At 40.2% G+C, this 19,721-nt stretch carries 14 protein-coding genes; 8 read left to right on the top strand and 6 right to left on the bottom strand.

The window, feature by feature from the left end:
* Positions 1-26 precede the first annotated feature (26 nt).
* Entirely contained in the window at positions 27-2,009 is a 1,983-nt protein-coding gene (dndD, locus tag RS893_RS12065) for a DNA sulfur modification protein DndD (protein ID WP_315791369.1), read from the top strand.
* Positions 2,010-2,164: 155 nt separating this feature from the next.
* On the opposite strand, the gene brxL is transcribed toward dndD, so the two are convergent.
* From brxL to RS893_RS12040, 5 genes are all read right to left on the bottom strand, one after another.
* Positions 2,165-3,613: a BREX system Lon protease-like protein BrxL gene (brxL, locus tag RS893_RS12060; RefSeq protein ID WP_315791368.1), complete on the bottom strand. Its 1,449-nt coding sequence runs from the start codon at positions 3,611-3,613 to the stop codon at positions 2,165-2,167.
* The gene (locus RS893_RS12055; protein ID WP_315791367.1) at positions 3,600-5,777 is read right to left on the bottom strand and encodes a hypothetical protein; all 2,178 of its coding nucleotides are present in this window, start codon (positions 5,775-5,777) and stop codon (positions 3,600-3,602) included. The genes brxL and RS893_RS12055 overlap by 14 nt, the downstream gene beginning before the upstream one ends.
* Positions 5,774-10,396: a hypothetical protein gene (locus RS893_RS12050; RefSeq protein WP_315791366.1), complete on the bottom strand. Its 4,623-nt coding sequence runs from the start codon at positions 10,394-10,396 to the stop codon at positions 5,774-5,776. Before RS893_RS12050 ends, RS893_RS12055 begins: the two co-directional genes overlap by 4 nt.
* A 263-nt stretch (positions 10,397-10,659) precedes the next feature.
* Complete coding sequence (locus RS893_RS12045) at positions 10,660-11,103, bottom strand: hypothetical protein (RefSeq protein WP_315791365.1); 444 nt, start codon at positions 11,101-11,103, stop codon at positions 10,660-10,662.
* Positions 11,087-11,917: a DUF4007 family protein gene (locus RS893_RS12040; protein WP_315791364.1), complete on the bottom strand. Its 831-nt coding sequence runs from the start codon at positions 11,915-11,917 to the stop codon at positions 11,087-11,089. The genes RS893_RS12045 and RS893_RS12040 overlap by 17 nt, the downstream gene beginning before the upstream one ends.
* Positions 11,918-12,419: 502 nt before the next feature.
* Between RS893_RS12040 and dndE the strand changes: the two genes are divergently transcribed.
* The 7 genes from dndE to RS893_RS12005 all read left to right on the top strand — a co-directional run bounded on the left by dndE (position 12,420) and on the right by RS893_RS12005 (position 18,250).
* Positions 12,420-12,806: a DNA sulfur modification protein DndE gene (gene dndE / locus RS893_RS12035; RefSeq protein ID WP_315791363.1), complete on the top strand. Its 387-nt coding sequence runs from the start codon at positions 12,420-12,422 to the stop codon at positions 12,804-12,806.
* A gap of 93 nt (positions 12,807-12,899) precedes the next feature.
* The gene (locus RS893_RS12030; RefSeq protein ID WP_315791362.1) at positions 12,900-14,366 is read left to right on the top strand and encodes a DNA phosphorothioation-associated putative methyltransferase; all 1,467 of its coding nucleotides are present in this window, start codon (positions 12,900-12,902) and stop codon (positions 14,364-14,366) included.
* Between the two features lie 441 nt (positions 14,367-14,807).
* Complete coding sequence (locus RS893_RS12025; RefSeq protein ID WP_396336444.1) at positions 14,808-16,106, top strand: AmpG family muropeptide MFS transporter; 1,299 nt, start codon at positions 14,808-14,810, stop codon at positions 16,104-16,106.
* The gene (locus RS893_RS12020) at positions 16,091-16,537 is read left to right on the top strand and encodes an ABC transporter permease (protein ID WP_315791361.1); all 447 of its coding nucleotides are present in this window, start codon (positions 16,091-16,093) and stop codon (positions 16,535-16,537) included. Before RS893_RS12025 ends, RS893_RS12020 begins: the two co-directional genes overlap by 16 nt.
* A 118-nt stretch (positions 16,538-16,655) precedes the next feature.
* A complete protein-coding gene (locus RS893_RS12015) occupies positions 16,656-16,886 on the top strand; it encodes a hypothetical protein (RefSeq protein ID WP_315791360.1) in 231 nt (76 codons plus the stop codon).
* Positions 16,887-16,913: 27 nt separating this feature from the next.
* Positions 16,914-17,414 carry a GNAT family N-acetyltransferase gene (locus RS893_RS12010; RefSeq protein ID WP_315791359.1) on the top strand — a complete coding sequence of 167 codons (501 nt, stop codon included), beginning with the start codon at positions 16,914-16,916 and terminating at the stop codon, positions 17,412-17,414.
* 77 nt (positions 17,415-17,491) lie between these two features.
* Positions 17,492-18,250 (top strand): HEAT repeat domain-containing protein, encoded by a 759-nt coding sequence (locus RS893_RS12005; protein ID WP_315791358.1) that lies wholly within the window; start codon positions 17,492-17,494, stop codon positions 18,248-18,250.
* A gap of 56 nt (positions 18,251-18,306) precedes the next feature.
* Here the strand turns inward: RS893_RS12005 and RS893_RS12000 are convergent, their stop codons facing one another.
* Positions 18,307-19,638 carry a sorbosone dehydrogenase family protein gene (locus RS893_RS12000; RefSeq protein WP_315791357.1) on the bottom strand — a complete coding sequence of 444 codons (1,332 nt, stop codon included), beginning with the start codon at positions 19,636-19,638 and terminating at the stop codon, positions 18,307-18,309.
* Positions 19,639-19,721: the final 83 nt, after the last annotated feature.

Genomic DNA, 19,721 nt, shown 5'->3' with positions numbered 1-19,721 from the left:
ATGAGAATTAAATATAGAATATCGTTATGATTTTTCTTGAACTTGTTCTCCAAAATTTTGGCCCCTACAATGGGCGTCAGGTAATAAATCTTGATTCAAAAATTAACGATTGTACTCGTCCAATTATTCTTTTAGGCGGGATGAATGGAGGTGGTAAAACTACGTTAATGGACGCTATTCGCCTTGCACTTTATGGACATCGCGCCCAATGTTCTACTCGTGGAAATTTAAGTTATACTGATTTTTTGACTCAGTGCGTTAATAGTCAGGCTTCACCTCATGAACAAACTCGTGTTGAATTAGTTTTTGAACATATTGAAAATGATAAACCAGTTAAATACAAAATCGTCAGAGCTTGGGAAAAAAATCCTAAAGAGGGCAAAGATTCTTTAGGTGTTTTTGGAGATGATGATACATGGTCTATTGAAGCGTTAGTTAATACTTGGGATGATTATATTGAAAATCTTTTGCCTTTAGGAATTTCTAATTTGTTTCTCTTTGATGGAGAACAAGTTAAAGAGTTAGCAGAGCAAGAAGTACCACCACCAATTGTTGTAGACGCAATTCGCACTCTTTTAGGATTAGAATTAGCTGAACGTTTAGCTGTTGATATAGAAATTTTAGTCAATCGCAAACGTAAGGAAATTGCGGAAAAAGAGATTTTGGTCAATTTAGAAGATATTGAAACAGAACTCAAACAAATACAAAAAGAGTATGAGGCTCAAAAATTTAGCTATGTGACCTTACAAGAAGAATTAAAATTATGTGAACAAGAATATGAAGAAGCTGAGAATAAATTTATTGCTGAAGGTGGTAAAATTGCGGCGGAAAGAAGCTATTTAGAACAACAAAAGCAAGAAAAAACAGCAGAAGCAGAGCAAATTCGCAAAGAAATGATTCAACTAGCTGCTGATGTTTTACCATTAATGTTAATTCAACCGTTACTCACACAGGTACAAACACAAGGAGAAAAAGAATTTCGCACACGCCAAGTACAAATAGTACAAGATATCTTGTTAGAGCGAGATCAACGCCTATTGAATTTAATTGGAAAGTTAGACATTGGTCAAGAGAGTTTAGAAAAAATAAAAGTATTTTTAGAAGAAGATGAGCATAGGCGGAATTCATCTTCTCTCAAAGAACAACCTTGGTTGTTAGCTGATGATGAAGCTTTGAGTCAATTGGGTAATGTGATTTATTACTTACATAATGCTGAAATTTCTGCTAAACAACAAATAGCTAATTTGAAAAATAAAGAAGAAGAAATTCTCACTATTGAAAGACAAATACAGACAGCAGCATCACCAGAAGCATACGATCGCTTGCGTGATGCTATGCAAAAAGCCCAAAAGCAAGTTACTGAAGCTAAAGCTAATTGCGAAACAGCGCGTCGTCGTTTGGTTGAATTAGAAGCAGCTATTGAAAAGGCTAAAAAGAACTTAAAAGAATATACAGAACAAACTATTGATCGCAACAATAGAGAGCATATTATTACAGCTTCTGCGAGAGTTCAAGAAACGCTGAAGTTATTCCGGGAACGCTTGACTTTGAGAAAATTGAATAAATTAGAAAATGAAGTCACTGAATGTTTTCGCTATCTGCTGCACAAATCAGATTTAGTGCATCGCATTGCTATTGATACCAATACTTTTAGCCTATCTTTGTATGACTTACAAGGTAAACTAGTTCCCAAGCATCGGCTTTCCGCAGGAGAAAAACAACTTTTAGCGATCGCTTTTCTATGGGGACTAGCACGAGTCTCTGGACTTCGTTTACCAGTCGCAATTGATACACCATTGGGCAGATTAGATTCTTCTCATCGCAGTAATTTAGTTGAACGTTACTTCCCCTCTGCTTCTCATCAAGTAATTTTACTTTCCACTGATACAGAAATTGGCGAGAAAGAAGTAGAAACACTGAGAAAAAACGAAGCGATCGCGCGTGAGTATCTTCTCAAATACGACTCATCTACTCGTCAGACGACTGTACAACTGGGTTATTTTTGGTGAGGGGACAGGAGGACAAGGGGGAACTCAGGGTTCTCTGGAGGGGATTAGGGGGCGAAGGGAGACAAGGGAGACACGGGGAGTAACAAATGACAACCACTCACCACTAACTACTAACGTACAGACGCGAGGAACATCGCGTCTCTACCCACTAACCCCTACATCACATCAACATAAATTTCTTTACCAAGCTGTCTGAATTCATCATCAAGGTAATATAAGGAATTGCGGATGGCTTGGCGTAGTCTACAAGCAGGTTCTAGACAATCACGCTGGTAATCCATTAATGTTAATTCTAAATGTGGGTAGAGAAGTTTGAGAAAACCTGATGCGGATTTGAGAATAGCATTCTGATCTCGGACTGTGACATTTTTATCAAAATGGCTGTGTTGCTGTGCATAGAACATAAAGCGATTGTCTCGGCGTAGAGATAATAATACCTCACCAAAAAAATCCATTTTTAAACCAATTTGAGTAGCAATCATTTCTCTTTTAAATTTCGGTATTTCCCAACCGGGAATGATGCCACAAAAACGATCTAGTAATGCAGTTTCATGAAAAAAATTGGGCAGATTAGCGACTAAGTTATCTTCGTTGCGTGGTCGTAATTGCTCATCTAGTTCGATATTTGCTAACATTACTAACCCACAATCACTGGCAATATCAGCGAACCCAGAACGATTATACCGACCAGTAGCTAGATAATTTTTGAGTGTTCCTATGACTTCATCAGGATTATCAAATGTGAGACTTTGAACTTCATCTAAAACGACAACTTCATGACGCCCAAGTAAACCAATTTCTTTAGTTCTACCATTGACAAAAAGTTGGGCAGGGGTAATTTTACCACCGCTAATTAGAGTAACTTTACTACTAATATTTTCAAATAAAAAACTTTTACCAGTGCCTTTTGGTGCTAGTTCCATAATGTGGTAATTAGGTTCAACCAAGGGCAGCAATCTTGCCAGTATCCAGGTTTTTACTTCCTGGTGATAACTGGGATGTTGGGGGTTAAAACCCATAGAACAAAATAGCAAATCTCGCCATTGTTGGGCATTGAACTTTGCTCGACATTCAGCGTATGCTTGTAAGTCAACTTGAGAACACTGAAAGGGTTCAAAGTCTATGACTTCGACTCGGCCGTCAGGAAGCATGGAGAGGCTAATTTTTCCCCAAATTCCTTGACGCAGCAACATTTTATGACGTTCGACAATTTCTGTAGCAATACTGCAATCAGTTAAATTCAGGGCTGGTATTTGTGCTAATGGCTCAAGAATTACTTTACCAGTATTATCTAATTTATTACGTACCTGCATCAAGGCAATAATTTTTCGCACCTCTCCCTGCGTCAAATCAAAAATGATTTCATTGCGGTCATCTTTTCGAGGAAATGCTTTTTTGATAAAGTTATTTATTTTTTCCATTTCTGTTAGCGTCATTGCTGCTACGCCAGGAACAATTTTATCTATTATCCACTCGGCAACAAAGCTAGGGATACCAGCATCACTTAATCTACTTGATGGTAATCTAATTTTAGATATACTCAAATTGCCGAAAACATGGCGGACAAAATCGTTGTTATCGCTAACACTTTCATAGGAATTCATCTATATTAAATCCACTACTAAATAATTGGTTAATTTTAAGTTGCGAGTCAGAGGCTAAGGCTGTGCTTCCTGGTTCAAGATTGGCAAATCGAAAGGTTAATTCCCCACAAAGAGATAAATAATTTCTCTCATGGCTTGGCGGTAATTCTGGTACTTCAGGAATTGTAATTCGCAAGTGAATTCGTTGATTGGCTGGAATTTGCTGTTCTAAAGATTTTCCAGAATTGAAAGCAGGTAATTCTGGTATATACAAACAAAGGTTTGTGAGTGGGACTGAGTTAGGGTTATCAATAGTAATTTCTAGTTCTCCAGGTTGTCTGGATTTGCCTTCACCACGGCAAGAGATATACACTTTGGCACGTTGAATTGATTTTCGCAGTACGGATACACCAACTACGACTTCTTCGGGGAAAAGTCCACCGTGACAACCGATAATTTGTTTGGTATTTGTGTAACTGAAAGCACCTAAACTGGCAGCGTTGCGGACAATACTGATATCGTGGGGAAGATTGTAGCGATCGCACTCTAACACGACAAACCGGGGATCATCAGTTTTGCCAATAGCCATTCTCCCCTTGGGTTCAAGTTCCGGGGGACAATGAGAGATTTTGTCTTGTGTACCCATGACTTGCCCATGATCGCTAGCAATGACAATTCTCAATTCTTCTGGCTTGGGGTATTGCTGCAAACAGTAATTAATTTTTTTGGCAATGCCTTCTAGGGTGTGAGGACGATCAAGGGTGTAAAGACTCTGCCAGTCTATTTGACTGTGATAAAGATTATCAAATATATCTGTATCCCAACAGTACAGCTTGTGTGTCTTTTTTTGCAAAGCATTGTAAAGCTGATCTATTTTTCGATCTGTATAACGTCTGCCTATGCCCATTTTCGCAAAAGCTTTCCCAGCATCCGCAGCCCAAGTGACATCACTTGGTAAAAGTTGGGCGTACAAACTCCACTTGGCGTACTCTGTTTTTGTTGGTAAAATGCTAAACCGAGGTTGCAGTTGAGTTTCTAATGCCAGTTGATGATTTTGGGTGAGGTAAGACAAAAGTTCGAGATGATCTAACCACCCCAACCCATCGACTACCACCCATAACACCGGACTTTCTCGACACAAATTTTGCACTTTGGCGGCAACGCTGTAGTTGAGGTAAGAATTTTCAACTGAGTCTAGTGTCATCTGGGGATAGTGCTGCAACATCCAATTGACAAAACTATCTGCCAAGTGATCGCTGATTCTTTGATCTAAGGAAGGTTGCTTGACAATAATTTCCCAACGGCGGAAGGGAAGATAATTTTGTGTCACCCACTCCAACGCTTCTGTTGGACTAGCATCAATAGGCAGAGATTGCGGTGGCGATTGGTTGCCTAATTCTAGCTGTTGCTGATGTTTCAGATAGGGAGTAACTTTCGTTTCTCTGACTTTATTGATCCAGTGTGGTCGATTTTGCAGGACTTTGTGGGCAATTTTTGCGATTCGTTCCATACCCGCAACTTGAGTTGGTATGATATTTTCCAGGATTTTGCCTTCTGTGTTGTATAGTAGTTCCTCCCAGTAGGCATCAAACTCTTCGTAGAGAAAATCAGGAATCGGCAGAGGATATTTGCCGAGATCGGGTATTACTGGTGTAGCTATACCTAACCAACGGCGTAGGAGTGATAATTTATCATCAGTTTGGTAATAGGTTGCCAACTCATGTTTTTGAAACTGCCGTTGCCAAACTAGTTCTAGAAGTCTGTACTCCTGGGGTACTTGCATTGCCAACCAAGCAGCAAGATGGGAAATTGCAGGCTGGGCAAACCATATTTGTTCCTCACCTGTAATCTCTGCTAACAAATGGGCAACCGGATTTTGAGGATAGGAGTCTAGTTTTGCTAATAAAATCAGTAGTTGGGCGTCAGTCCATTCCTCAGGTACAGGTACGGTGTCAAACAAAGCTGTAAAACGACGGCGGGGGTGTAGCTTAATTTCCATGATGGCATCAGTTTTGTTCCATGCCCGCAACCATGCTTCTGCCCAATCACACAGCCGCTTTCCTCTTACCCAGTACCGAGAGTTAGTTACACCAAAAAATTGTATCCACTCTACTTCTGTGGTAATTGGGATGTAGTCGGGAGGAATATCGTATAGTTCAGTTGGGTCTAGGACGATATTCATCATTCCGCCTCATTTGCAAGATACTGCCCTAATCTTGCGTATACTTTTTGTTGTTGCGATCGCGACAATTCTCTAAATAATACAAAAATTTGATTGGCGATATCTTTTTGCTGTTGGGCAATACATTGTCTCTCTATATTTTCCAGAGTCTGTATTTCTTCTGTTGTCAGTAAATCAATATACCGATTTTCCTCATCGTGAATTTCTGCCAACAGATTGTTTGCGGCTGTCAGCTTGGCTGTATCTTCGACTAATTGAGATAATGGAATGTATTGAGTTCTTAAATCTTGCAACCATTGCTGGGCAGCGGCTTGTGCTTGTGCCAGCAGCCATGTTTTTTGTTCCTCTAGGTTTGTACACACAGAAGTGATGCGATCGCGTAATTTATCTGTTAAACTTTCTTGAGAATTTTGCCACTCTTGCAATCGTTCTATTTGGGCTTGGCAAGATGTCCATGTTTGTAAGTTGGCGGATTCAGCTATTTGCAATAGTTCAATTAGTAGTTTTAATTCCCAGAGAATTTTTTCACATTGTCCTTCAGCATCGGAATTAGCATACCGTGCCGATTTTTTCAGTAAATTTTCGTGCTGTCTTTGCGCGTCTTTAGCTGTAGTTAAACCGTCTACATTTTCCTCAACTTGCCGTAATTCTGTGGTGTAATCTTGGATTCTTTGTTGCAAATTTGCTTCTAAATCAGAGATTCTCTTTTGGAAGCGCTCGGCATCATGTAGAAGAACCCGACTATTTGCAATCATCTGCAAGGCATCGTGGCATTTGGCAATATTATCAGTTTGCGTCAGGCGATTTTCTATCTCTTGCAATCTTTCAAGATCTTCAGTTACCAGATTAATCTGTGCTTTAATATTCTGATAATCTTGGTAATCAGCAGTTTCTTTAAAAACAACATCCAATTCCGCACATTCAGTCATAATTTGATTTGCATCTCTGAGATAATTAACTGTAGAAATGCGATTTTGGATATTTGCTAATCTCTGCCGATATTCAGTAACTTGATTTTTTGCTACTTGAAGAATTTGGTCAATTTCCACAGCAAATTTTTCTGGATGATGCAATCTATTTCTATAATTTTCTGCATCCTGAATTACCTGTTCACATAAAGAAACTGTATGGAGTTTTGTTGCAGATTGATACTGCCGGATTATCTGCATAATTTCCATATCTTTAGCCAGGTTTTGTTGTTCCTCAGCTTGCTGTCTAATTTCTGTAAGCTTCAATTCTGTAGCTTGAATGGCGTTTTGCAAACTTTCAACTAAAAGAGGAGATAAACTTGTGACTGTGATAATCTGATTCAGCAGCGCCTGAATTTGTAACTTATAGTCATCACAAGCTTCTATTGTTGACAAAGACTGAAAACCTTGACTTGCTGCTGTTACAAATTCTTGAATTTTTTCGTTGACGATTTGCAGTGCTTGAGTTTGACGCTGTAATTGTTGTGAAGTTGGTTGAACTAAAGATGCTGGTGGATTTTGGAGTAATTGTGGGTAAAGTTGCAGCCAAGTTTCCAATTTTGTATTGTCAGATAGTGCCTCCACATCTACCACAGGTTGAAACCATTTATTAATTGATTCCACACCCGCACTCACCTGTTTTTTATGCTTATTTAATTCACCCACTTCTACATCTGCTTCATTAAACTCCAGAAATGCTGCCACCTTCTCCAGATATTGCTGTGCCTGTTCGTAATCTATTGGCAATGCTGGCAGCGTAGGTATTTCTGCTTGTTGGCGACGAACAATTTTGCCCTTTCGTTGCACAATCCAATCGCTTACAAACGCCGTGGGGTTTTGTAAAATATCAGTATTTGCCCAATCTTTTAAAGATTGAGTTTTCGGTGGTGAAGAAAGAGTTTTTTTCTTCGCAGTTGAAATTTCTCCTACTCCTCTGAGAGAAACTTCTTTGCGGTGATATGCTAACCATCCTGCCAACAAAATCGTAAAGTTATACTCACTGTAACCGTAGGGTGGTGCAGATAAAGCTTGCCAAATTGTATCTAACTCAACAATCTTGTCTGATTGTTCTCTTAAGTCAGTCATCTGGGAAATTACCTCCCAAGCAGCACGGATTTTTTCATGCTGAGGTTCTTGTACAAGATATTTCTGGGGACTTTTCTTGAGTAAACCCCATAAACTAACGAAAATTTGATCTATAACTGTTTTGTAAGATTCATTTAATAAAGCTTGAGGAGTCAAACTATCAGCGAAAAGCTGTCTTGCAGTCCATCCCACAATTTGTTTACCTGTCGCATGGTTGCTTCGCATTTTGTCCATGCCATCCACAGGAGGAACAGAGTGATAAAGTTCTTGCAACAAGACACTAATTACTCGTTGTTTCTTATCTCTTTCTAGAGGCGAAATTTTTTCTAATTCTACACAGTGGTAAGTACAAGATTTTAATAAGCTATTTGATTGTGTATTTAGCTGTTCTTCCCAACGCTGAAGAAGTTGTTTGTAAGCAGCACCAAGTAGACGTTGTCCAGCCGAATCTGTTTCTTCCAGGGTTTTGATCATCAGCAAAATCCGCGCTAAATCTCCTATTTCCTGATAGGGAATTGCAACGACAATCTGATTTTTAATTGCAGACTTAGACAAGTAATGATCTATATTCTTGCGAAACTCTTGTAACTCATCTTGAGTTTCTGCTAGCACAAATGCCAATATTCCCTTTTCTTTAATATCTTTCTGAATCCGGTTACTCTCTAACCCCTGAATTATTTCATCAATGCGGTAAATTTTATACTCAAATCGCCAATCTTCACTTACTAATTTGTTATCTTGAACAAACTTAGTAGCAATAATTTTATCATCATCCAGATATTGGGAAATTCTCTCTCGACAATATTTCACAACATCTTGAATTGATGTTGGCTTATCTTTGATTTTTTCCTCTATATCTTCTTGAATACGTGTCGGACTAACACCTTCCCAAAAGCGATAAGTTTTTGTTTCTGGACGGTAATAGATAATATCTCGTATCTTTTCTAGTTTATCTAAAGCTGACTGGAGTTTAGATTTTGCTAAACCCGTCAAAGTAGCAAGAATTTCTTGATGGTTTTCTTTTTCTGATTTAGTCAGTTTTTCGCCGCAAGCATGAAACAGGAATAAAGCTTTCAGAACTATGATTTCATTTTCCGAATCAGCATAACCAGTAACTGTAGCCAGAGCTTGTTTATAAAATACATATATGGGATAATTAGAAAAATTTTCAATGAAGCTATCTACTAAAGCAATTGGATAGATATAGTTGAGTTGACTAAGTTTTTCTGCTGGCTCAGTTTGGATAAATTTTTTCACATAATTTTTGATAAATTGAATCGCTGTTCGGTCTTGAGTAAAGTCAAGTTTACACAATAAATATGCAGTCAAAGGATGAAGTGGAAAAGAACCTTTGCCAAGATACTGATAGAACTTTTCTAAAGTCCAACCTTGTTCTCGATAGATTTTAATTCTTCGCTCAAAGGCATCCCTACTTTCAGCAAGTAGGGTATTATTCCAACGCTGAAAAAATTCTTGTCCAGATGATTCGTTTTCTTTCTGAATTAATAAATTATTTAGTACTAATTCTAAACTAGAAGCTGGATTATCATAGGTTTTATCATGCAGTCGGGAAGAAATTTTATTATAGCTTGGTAAAGCATTAGCAGAAATCCCTACAGCCTTATTAGGATGAAATTGAGCAAAACTAAGTAGGGCAATTTTACCTTTATTGTTGCTGCAAATATTGGTAATATTTTGTAGGGCAGTTCCGCCTGCACCAATTTGATCGGCTGACCAAGATTGTAGATAGTAATTTAATTCATCAAATAAAATTAGAATTCCTTGAAAGTGGGCATTTTCACCTGTGCAGTACTTATTAAGTATATCTTGCAAGATAGCTTCAATATCTACATCAGCAGCAAAATCAGGAGTAAATCCTGTGATTTCACGCGCAAGATTTTTAACTGTCGCGATCGCCGCCGGATTATTTTCTCTCAATAGCCGGATAAGAGAATATAAATCCCCATCAGAGTTACCAAGTTTTTGCAGATATTGTTCTGCTTTTTGTCTATCTGCTGCATCCAAACTTTCCAAATAGCGCAAAGGTTCACTACAGGTATTTTGCGCTAAACAATTGTGAATATTTTCATTTTCCAAAATCTTGACGAGTTGTTGCAAAAATTGCTTTTTAATATTACCGCCACTGTCGCCACTCAGACAAATTACCAAATGTCTTTTTTGTCTTTGTTTATAAAGCTTTAATCCTTCAGTAATTCCCTGATGATTTTTACCCGCAGTTGCTAATTGAATTTGATGTAAAATTCCTTGTACTTCTGGACTGTCAAAGGGTTTGTGAAAAAAGTTAGCGATCGCAACTGCAAAATGTGATTTACCTTTGCCATAATCCTGGATCAATAAATGAATATTTACCTCATTCCGACTATGGTAACTGCGTCTGACAGCATCTAAAATACCAACTGTCGATAACTCCGGTTTATTAGTGTCGTAATTAAAAATAAATTCCTCACACAGACGCAAATTTATCTCAGGAATATCCATCATGCCAAAATTGACAGAGGGAGCAACACTACCCTTTTCATTAATTTCGACGAGTTGGTGGAGAAGCATAATCAATAAAAAATTAAAAATTACATATCATGTGAATTCAAGCTGCAAACTAGTATATAATTTACCAACAAACTACTTATTTTCGTAATTATCCATCTGTGTTCGATTTTTAGGAAATTTTTGTGGCTGAAAGTTTCTGACTCGTCCAATATTTTTTTGGGAAGGCGAACACCGATACACACAGATGCACACCGATGATTTATCTATGTCCATCTGTGTCCCATGAGTGTTCGACTTTCCTAAACATATATTTTGCCCTACTATTAATCCACATCAAACATTAATTTAATTCGCATCGCAGGCCAACTTTTAGGTACTAACTGCTGAGGTAATATCACCCATAAAATTCTTTCTAACTTACGAGTTTTTTCTAAATTGTTCCAAAACAAGGTAAGATGTTTGGGAGAATAAACTTGCAGATAAGTAATCAAGCAGTCTAAGCCCTCAAGTAAAACCATCTGTTCCTTAATTCCAGAACACATAGACTTGATCGCTATCAATTCTCGTTCTAAATCATGATGAAGAGTCAGAAAGCGATCGCTTTTATCAATCCTTTGTAGCAAATTTTCTCGGTAATTGTCTCGTAGGGCATTGTTATATAAAACAATATGTACCAAATCGTTTTCATTGGGTGTATCCCAAACTAGCAGATGCACCTGGTTATCTGGCCTCACGCCTTGCAAACAAATATCAGGATTCGCTGTCATACGCCTTCTCCAACAATGCCAAGGGTTCATCCCAACGCCGTATGACTTGGAAAGGAGGCACTGTCCTACGCTGTTCAATGATGCCGTATGCTTCCAAAGCATTTAGCTGTTCTTGTAGCGCTGTCGCTTTTACACCCAATACAGCAGCAAGTCCCATTTTTTGGTGCAAAATAGACTCAGTCAGAACCGATCCTTCCTCCTGAAAATCCCGCTGCCAAAGTTGTGCCAGAAAATACCCCACTAAATACGGGTTAGGCAAACGCGCATATCCAGTAACATATTTTTTATTTTCCTGAGTGAGAAACTTGCAAGATGCTAAAGCTTGGGAATCTGTATATGTCCGGAAAATAAATTTAATTCTATCAGCAATAACTTTGCTTTCTTCTTCAAAAACAGCAGTACAGCTATCTAAAAATTCTTCACTAGTAAATTTGCTATTCTCTGGCAAAAAAGTATAAACAAAATAACACCATCCACCCCAATCCTCAGGTGATTTTGGTGTTGGCTGAATTCCTTGACCGCTAAAACTTAAATAAAAGTGCATCAACCATTCTGTAACACTTGATTCCAAATGAGGATCGCGTCGCCAAACAACTTCTCCTTCTGGACTAAGCCGATAATTTTGAATTAACCCAGCCCGAATTGCCCAACTTTTTATCCGTCCAACTTTGGCGTTACCTAAACTTGTTTTTTGCATCAAATTGGGCAGAGTATCATTTAAACCATTTTCTTCACTCGCTGTCCGTAGGATTCTGCTGATTTCCTCTTTTTTAAAAGCAAAGGAACCATTAAAATGTAATTGCAATTTAGCCATAAAATTATAGATACTGAAAATAAAATGCAATTAGTTAAGTAGGACGGTGTAAATAATTAAAGGTTTGTCAAAAGGGCTAAAGCCCTTACTACAAATTTATTTCAAATCTCTAATTTTAATATATTCTACTTACCCATCGGTATGAAAACAAACTTTACTCCTCAACTAGTACTCCACCACACCAACTTCACACTAACTTTACAGAGTAAACCAATTTCTAGTTTTATTCTCTCATCCTCTTTCTCTGCGCTTTAGTGCGCCTGGTGCGGTTTTTTATTTAACCCCTCAAAGTTGCTGTGCCAGTGGTTACATAATTTAATGAATTACCCTTTTCTTCTCCTCTTCTCTTGGCGCACTTGGCGTCTTAGTGGTTTAACTTTTACCCCTCAGAACTAATGCGATAAACCAATAGCCGACAATATACAATCTTGTAGACGAATATAATTTGCTACTACACAAGCAAAGTCGCCCTGTGCAGACTAATTAAAATAATCAAAATATTATGGAAACCCCTATCGAACGCATCAAATTATCCCAAACAGCTAAAGACCAACTTACCAAACTCAAACGCAATACCAAAATCGACCAATGGAACATCTTATGTCGCTGGGCTTTTTGTCGTTCCCTCGCCGAACCTACCGCACCTTCCCCAGTACCAGTTCCCCAAGATAGTAACGTCGAAATGAGTTGGCGCGTCTTTGGTAGCGAAATGTCCGATATTTTGTTGCTAGCGCTAAAACAACGCTGCTACAACGACGGTTTAGGTACTGACAAAGAAACCCTGGCTACACAGTTCCGCCTGCATTTACATCGTGGCATTGGATACTTAGCTGGTGATCCAAATATCAAGAAAATTGAAGATTTGATTGAATTAGCGACGAAGAATTGAAATTATGGTTAATGGTTAGTGGTTAGTAGTTAGTGGTTAATGGAAACACTACTAACTACTAACCACTAACTACTAACAAATTTAATTGCTCTTATGTCCGAGAGCTACGTAGAAATTGAACGTCACAGAGCTGCGATTTTCCGTATTGACTTGTCTCGCCCTGTGCGATTGGCAATAGAGTGGTCAATCCTCAACAAAGATACCACGTTTTTTGACTATGGCTGTGGCTATGGTGGTGATGTCGAGCGAGTGGCAAATTTAGGCTACACAAGTGCAGGCTGGGACCCTTACTATTTTCCCAATCGCGATCGCATTCCTGCTGATATTGTCAATTTAGGCTATATCCTCAATGTTATTGAAGATACCGAGGAACGCCGCCAAGCCCTCTTAGAAGCTTGGTCACTTACCCGTAAAGTATTAATTGTTGCAGCTCAAATCTTAGTTAATGCTCCGAGTCGTAATCTTATACCCTACGGCGATGGTGTTGTTACCCGTCACAACACATTTCAGAAATATTACCAACAAGAAGAGTTAAAAAAATACATTGATGAAACACTAAATGTCGATGCTGTACCTGTTGCACTCGGTATCTACTTTGTGTTTCAAGATGAAGCTGAAAAAGAAGCATACAAAGCTATACGCTTCTTTTCTAAAACCTCCACACCCAGAGTCCGCATTCCCACCAAGCGGTTTGAAGACTACCAAGATATGCTTCAGCCCTTGATGGATTTTTATACCAAACGCGGGAGACTACCAGTCAAAGGTGAATTGAAGAACGAACTAGAATTACTCAAAGAATTTGGTAACTTCCGCCGGGCTTTTGCAGTGGTTTTACAAGCTACCGACGAGGAAGAATGGGATGCGATCGCTTACCGTCGTTCTCTTGACATTCAAGTTTACCTAGCTTTGACTCATTTTGAGGGTCGTCCCTCATGGTATAAGCTATCACCAGAAATGCGTCACGACATTAAAGCCTTTTTTGGTTCCTACGAAGAAGCTTGCGAAGTTGCTGACACCAAGCTGTTTAGCTTAGGAAAGCCAGGGGTAGTAAAAGCTGCTTGTGAAAAAAGTAAAATTGGTAAACGTACTCGTGGCGCTTTATACGTCCATGTCTCTGCTTTGTGTGAAATGGATGCTTTGCTGCGAATTTATGAAGGTTGTGCTAGTCGTACCATCGGACGTGTTGATGATGCGACGCTGATAAAATTTGATACTGAGAAATCCCAAATTTCTTATTTGCTTTACCCAGAGTTTGATACTGACCCTCATCCAGCATTAAAAGCAAGTGTTGTGATTGATTTAAAAACTTTATACATAACTCACAGAGACTATGCCAACAGAGCCAATCCACCCATACTCCACCGTAAAGAAACATTTGTGACTCCTAATTATCATTTATATGAAGAATTTTCCCAACTCACCCAAAAAGAAGTTGAATTAGGATTACTCAAAGACAAAAGCAATATTGGTACTCGTGATGGCTGGGTAAAATGTCTCGCGGAACATGGGGTAGAAATTAGAGGACATCGGGTTTATCAATTGGGGACAGGGGAGGTGTGAGGAGATGGGGGGCTAGGGGTCCCCACTTTGTGTGGTTGGGGGGCGATGGGGAGTGTGTAGACGAGCCAGTGCGGTGGACTCTTCTCCCGGCATAAAGAAAGAGGCGTCACGTGACGTCATCTGCCGTGCGCTCATAGGCTTAAGGTAAGGGTGGAGTGTAAGGAGTGTCAGAGGTGTAGTTCAGTGATCAGTTATCAAATTATATTAATCACTTTTAAGTGTTAACTGTAGCCTGCGGCAAGCCGCTACGCGTCTACACTGATTCCTAACTATTACCCATCCAAAATCTAAAATGATACAAGCCAAATTGGCACGAAATGACATACTAGTTATGGCAATATATTTTAATGTCTGATCAGGATAAACACAGATACACGCAAGTCATCGCTAACAATAAAGAAATACAAAATTTCATCCTTAAATTCTCATTCTTAAAATACTGTGCGACAAATCCAATCTCTGCTGAAGGTATTTGAAAGCCGCAAAATGGCGGCTTTATTATTGCTGGGTTTTGCCTCAGGTTTGCCCTTATTATTAATCGGGAATAACCTCAAAGCCTGGATGACTCAAGAACAGGTTGATTTAGCGGCGATCGGTTGGTTTAGCCTTGCTAGTTTGCCCTACTCATTAAAGTTTCTTTGGTCGCCGTTTCTAGATCGGTTTACACCACCATTTTTGGGACGGCGACGGGGTTGGTTGGTTGTGACGCAGATCGCTTTGATAGTAGCGATCGCCTTTATGGCTTTTCAACAACCCAAACAAGCCTTACAGCTTTTAGCTATCAACGCTATAGTCATTGCTTTTTTGAGTGCAACTCAAGATATTGCTGCTGATGCCTACCGCACCGATGTTTTGACAGAATTAGAGATGGGGGCTGGAGCGGCAGTTTTTATTTTAGGTTATCGGATTGCGCTATTAGTTGCTGGTTCTTTAGGATTAATACTGGCTGATCGAATGCCTTGGTCTGCGGTGTATTTGTTTATGGCAGGAATTATGGTGATTGGAATTTTTGGTGTCTTCATTGCGCCAGAACCAAGACAAATTAGCCCGCCAGCTTCTTTGGCTGAAGCTGTCGTTTTACCATTTGGGGAATTCTTTCAGCGCCAAGGAGTAATCCAAGGTTTATTGATTTTGGTGTTTATCACCTTGTATAAACTTGGTGATGCCTTGCTGAGTAATATGGCGACACCCTTTTTACTCACCATCGGCTTCACTAAAACCGATATTGGAGCAATACAGGTAGGAATGGGATTAATTGCTACTATTGTTGGCGCCCTTGTCGGTGGTGTAGTTTTAAGCAAAATAGGTATCAATCGTTCCCTATGGGTATTTGGTGCGTTGCAGGCCTTAAGTAATCTTGCTTACTTTATACTTGCCCAACCGCAATTTTCTCAAAATTACCAATTACTGGTATTGACTATTAACATCGAAAACTTTTGTGGTGGACTAGGAACAGCTGCTTTTGTTGCCTTTTTAATGAGTCTTTGTAACCAGCGATTTTCCGCCACTCAGTACGCATTGCTTTCCAGCTTAATGGCCGTCAGCCGCGATATTTTGGCAGCCCCAGCTGGGGCTATCGCCAAAAGCACAGGTTGGCCTACATTTTTCTTAATTACTATTATCGCCGCCGTGCCAGGGTTACTTCTGTTGCCTGTTTTCGCTCCTTGGAACCCTCAACCCATAGCAATGCCCAGACCAGGACTAGATGATGAGGAAGAAGATGTATGGGGCAAAAACTAATCATTATTATTGCCACAACAATCCTGTTATTTACAGGACTCCTACTTGGCTACGTGCTTTCCCAGTTAGTTTTAGGATTTCTTGGACTTAATCTGTTGACTTTTCTGGGGACATTCAGTTTAATTGTAATTTTTGGTACGCTTTACTACGTTTTATTTTGGGAGTTGCGTAGGCAGTCTAATCAAAGCAAAGGCAACAGACCACAGCCTGCAACCCAAACTGCAACTGAGTCAACAACCCAACCCACACTCAAACCAACGACTCCACGTGGGGCTGATAACCGTCTGCAAAACAAGCTAATTGCAATGTTAGACGGCGACATAGCCGCAGCAGAACGCCTTGTCGCACAAGCAAGGCAGAATTATCCAGGAATGCCAGAAAGCTGGTATTGGGAAAGAGCGATCGCTGACTTAGAACGCGATCACAGATGAAATCAGTTATCAGTGAATAGTTATCGTCGATAACTGACTAACTGAATTCTCTTGAACATCGTTAGAATAAATCATGTTAACTTCATAAATCTTCAGTCAAACTTTAATATCTAAAAAAATGGCTATATTTCGTCAATACATTGCCCCCTTACTCGTAGTATTGCTATTTTTAATTGCGCTAGTAGCAGTCAGCGCCCGTATATTTTTGCCTGCGGACATGGCAGCACCTGCACCCGTTGAAGAAGAAGGGAGAGTAGGGCAATGGGGTGATGGGGAGACGTTTGCTAACAGGGAGAATTATTTGTGCGTGTCTTTCTCTACTCCTCCAATTTCTCCTACCTCAATCTAAAATCCAAAATCCAAAATCGGATGAGTTGTGGAACTGCTACCAGGTTACTGTATTCGGTATGGCTCCAGTCTAGATCGGGCATTGCTTGTTAAGTTTATGCAATTGACTTACCAAGAAATGTTTCCTGATGGAAATTTTTCCCATCTCGCACAAACAGTAGAACAATACTTCTCTAGCCAAACCCCTTTGTGGTGGGTAGAAGAACATGGGCACAAAGACTTCACCCCATCACCCCATCACCCTACCACCCCACCTCTCCATGATCCAATAGCCTGTCTGTGGATGGGAAACGCTATTGACCAACTTACAGGCGATCGCCATGCTCACATCTTTTTACTGTATGTTGTACCAAAACATCGGCGACGGGGTATTGCTACAGCTTTGATGCAATATGCAGAAGATTGGGCAACAAACAGAGGCGATCAACAAATGGGGTTGCAGGTGTTTCAATCTAACCAAGCTGCATTAAATCTTTATAGTCGCTTGGGTTATCAAACTCAGTCTTTGTGGTTGAAGAAACTTTTATAATTCTAATTTTTTTGAACTTTCAATTTTAAATGTTGAATTAATTGGTAAGTGCTAGTAGGGAATGGTACTTTTGATGTATGTATGACGAAGACGACCTCAGCCTACTTGATGTTGAAGTGGAGCTAGAAAGTCCTCTAGATAAAATGGAGCCCCTGACCGCAGAGTCAGAAGTGCCAAAACCCGATCCAGAGGAAATGCTACCACTACTAGAGCATCCCCAGCCGCAGCAAAGAATGCTGGCAGCACGTGTTTTCTGTGACATCGAAGATGCACGTGCCACTCCCCATTTGATAAGTTTGCTCACTGATACTTGTCCCCTAGTACGGGTCAGCGCTGCCTATGGACTCGGACGCAACCCTAGTCCCGACGCTGTCGAACCTTTGATTAATCAGTTGGGGCGAGATTGGAATGGATATGTACGCAAAGGCGTTGTTTGGGCTTTGGGTAACTGCCACGATCGCCGTTGTTTAGCACCCCTAGCAAATGCCCTGAGAACTGATATTTCCGCAGTCAGATTATGGGCTGCTAGTTCTTTGGCCCAGATGGCACAAATTGGTTATGAAGCTGTGGTTGGGGCAATACCACCATTAATCGAAGCTTTGGTACAAGATCCTGTAGCACCAGTACGGAGTAACAGTGCTTGGGCGATCGGACAGTTATGTCGCGAACTACCTTCTAATATTGTCTATGCCACTGCCATTGATGCCTTAATTCAAGCTTTCGCCGAAGACAAAGATTTGGGAGTCCGGGAAGATTCCAAAGCAGCGCTTTTAGGAGTAGGCGATCCGCGAGGATTACAGTTGATTGAAACCCTAGAACAAGAGGGATGGTTTTAAAAAGTATAAAGTGTGAAGTATGAAGTATAAAGTGTGATTGTTTGAGCCTTCATACTTCATCCTTCAGCATTACCTTGGTACTGAATTCGGTAGATCCGATTGTTGGCTTCTTCTGTAAAAATGAGACTACCATCGGGTAAAGTCAGCAAACCGACAGGACGCCCCCAAGTTGTTGGGACAGTTGGGTCTAATAAAAATCCAGTCAGGAAGTCTTCATAGTATCCTTGCGGTTGTCCTTGAGTATCAAAGGGAACAAAAACAACTTTATAACCAGTGCCGCGATCGCGATTCCAAGAACCACGAAACGCAACAAAAGCACCATTGCGGTATTTTTCAGGAAAAGTTTGCCCGTCGTAAAATTGCAAACCCAAGGCAGCCGAATGAGCTTGGAACAGCACATCTGGCGTACTGGTACGCTGTACTAAATCAGGGCGTTTACTTTTACCATTATTTGCTTGACGCGGGTCGATGTTGTTCGGCGTTAAGTAGGCATAAGGCCAGCCGTAGAATTGTCCCTGTTGAATGCGTGTCAGGTAATCTGGTACTAAGTCATCACCGATACCATCTCGTTCGTTGACGGTAGTATAAAGTTGTTTGGTAACGGGGTGAAAATCCAAACCAACTGGGTTACGCAAACCATAAGCAAAAGTCTGCTGATTGGAACCATCCAAATTCATGACCTGTACAGAAGCCCGTGGTAGGGGTTCTTCATCCACGTTAGAACGGGAACCAATAGAAACGTATAGTTTCTTACCATCAAAAGAGGCGATCACGTTGCGTGTCCAGTGCTGATTATAGCCACCACCAGGAAGTTCAGCTATATTTTGACCAGTACCATTTAGTTGTTGCTGACCTTTGGTGTAGGGAAACCGCAATACAGCATTGGTATTACCTAAAAAGAAATAATTGCCTGCAAAAGTCATGCCAAAGGGAATATTCAACCCGTTGTTAGCAGTGGCAAAGGTCTTTTTTACATCAGCTACACCATCACCGTTGGTATCACGTAGCAAGCGAATGCGGTTTTGTCTGGTTTCAGTTACCAGCACATCACCACTGGGAGTTAATGCTAACCAACGAGGTGCATCTAAACCTTCCGCAAACACATTAACTGTAAAGCCAGGTGGAACCCGCAGTGTCGGATTAGCTGGAATTGAGACTACTTGAGGTGATTTCGAGGCGCTTTCAGTCGCAAAGGGTTCTGGTAAATCTTTAAGATTAATCCGGATGGGTTGAGGTGAAAGTGGTTCAGTGCGGACGATATTTTGAGACTGTGGAGAATTCTGTGCTACTGGTGTGGAAGTATCCAAAGAAGCACGAGTCTTTTGATCGCAGGCTACTGCTGTAGTTAGTAGTAAAACTAGCAGTAGGAAACTCCTAGAAGAATTCATCACAGTAATTCCAAATTTAAATACAGCCCAACACCTACAAATGTATACTCCACACTCAAGTGATGTCCCCAGTCTACAAGTAG

Origin of the sequence: Fischerella sp. JS2 (assembly GCF_032393985.1) — a bacterium.
Lineage (GTDB): Bacteria > Cyanobacteriota > Cyanobacteriia > Cyanobacteriales > Nostocaceae > Fischerella.
The sequence above is the reverse complement of the archived record's forward strand: the minus strand, read 5'-3'. Positions and strand labels throughout refer to the sequence as shown.

Bases quoted from the DNA above. Each gene is read 5' to 3' on its own strand.
- brxL (WP_315791368.1), bottom strand. From the start codon at position 3,613: ATGAATTCCTATGAAAGTGTTAGCGATAACAACGATTTTGTCCGCCAT.
- RS893_RS12055 (WP_315791367.1), bottom strand. From the start codon at position 5,777: ATGATGAATATCGTCCTAGACCCAACTGAACTATACGATATTCCTCCC.
- RS893_RS12005 (WP_315791358.1), top strand. From the start codon at position 17,492: ATGTATGACGAAGACGACCTCAGCCTACTTGATGTTGAAGTGGAGCTA.
- RS893_RS12000 (WP_315791357.1), bottom strand. From the start codon at position 19,638: ATGAATTCTTCTAGGAGTTTCCTACTGCTAGTTTTACTACTAACTACA.
- RS893_RS12050 (WP_315791366.1), bottom strand. From the start codon at position 10,396: ATGCTTCTCCACCAACTCGTCGAAATTAATGAAAAGGGTAGTGTTGCT.
- RS893_RS12020 (WP_315791361.1), top strand. From the start codon at position 16,091: ATGGGGCAAAAACTAATCATTATTATTGCCACAACAATCCTGTTATTT.
- dndE (WP_315791363.1), top strand. From the start codon at position 12,420: ATGGAAACCCCTATCGAACGCATCAAATTATCCCAAACAGCTAAAGAC.
- RS893_RS12015 (WP_315791360.1), top strand. From the start codon at position 16,656: ATGGCTATATTTCGTCAATACATTGCCCCCTTACTCGTAGTATTGCTA.
- dndD (WP_315791369.1), top strand. From the start codon at position 27: ATGATTTTTCTTGAACTTGTTCTCCAAAATTTTGGCCCCTACAATGGG.
- RS893_RS12040 (WP_315791364.1), bottom strand. From the start codon at position 11,917: ATGGCTAAATTGCAATTACATTTTAATGGTTCCTTTGCTTTTAAAAAA.
- RS893_RS12030 (WP_315791362.1), top strand. From the start codon at position 12,900: ATGTCCGAGAGCTACGTAGAAATTGAACGTCACAGAGCTGCGATTTTC.
- RS893_RS12045 (WP_315791365.1), bottom strand. From the start codon at position 11,103: ATGACAGCGAATCCTGATATTTGTTTGCAAGGCGTGAGGCCAGATAAC.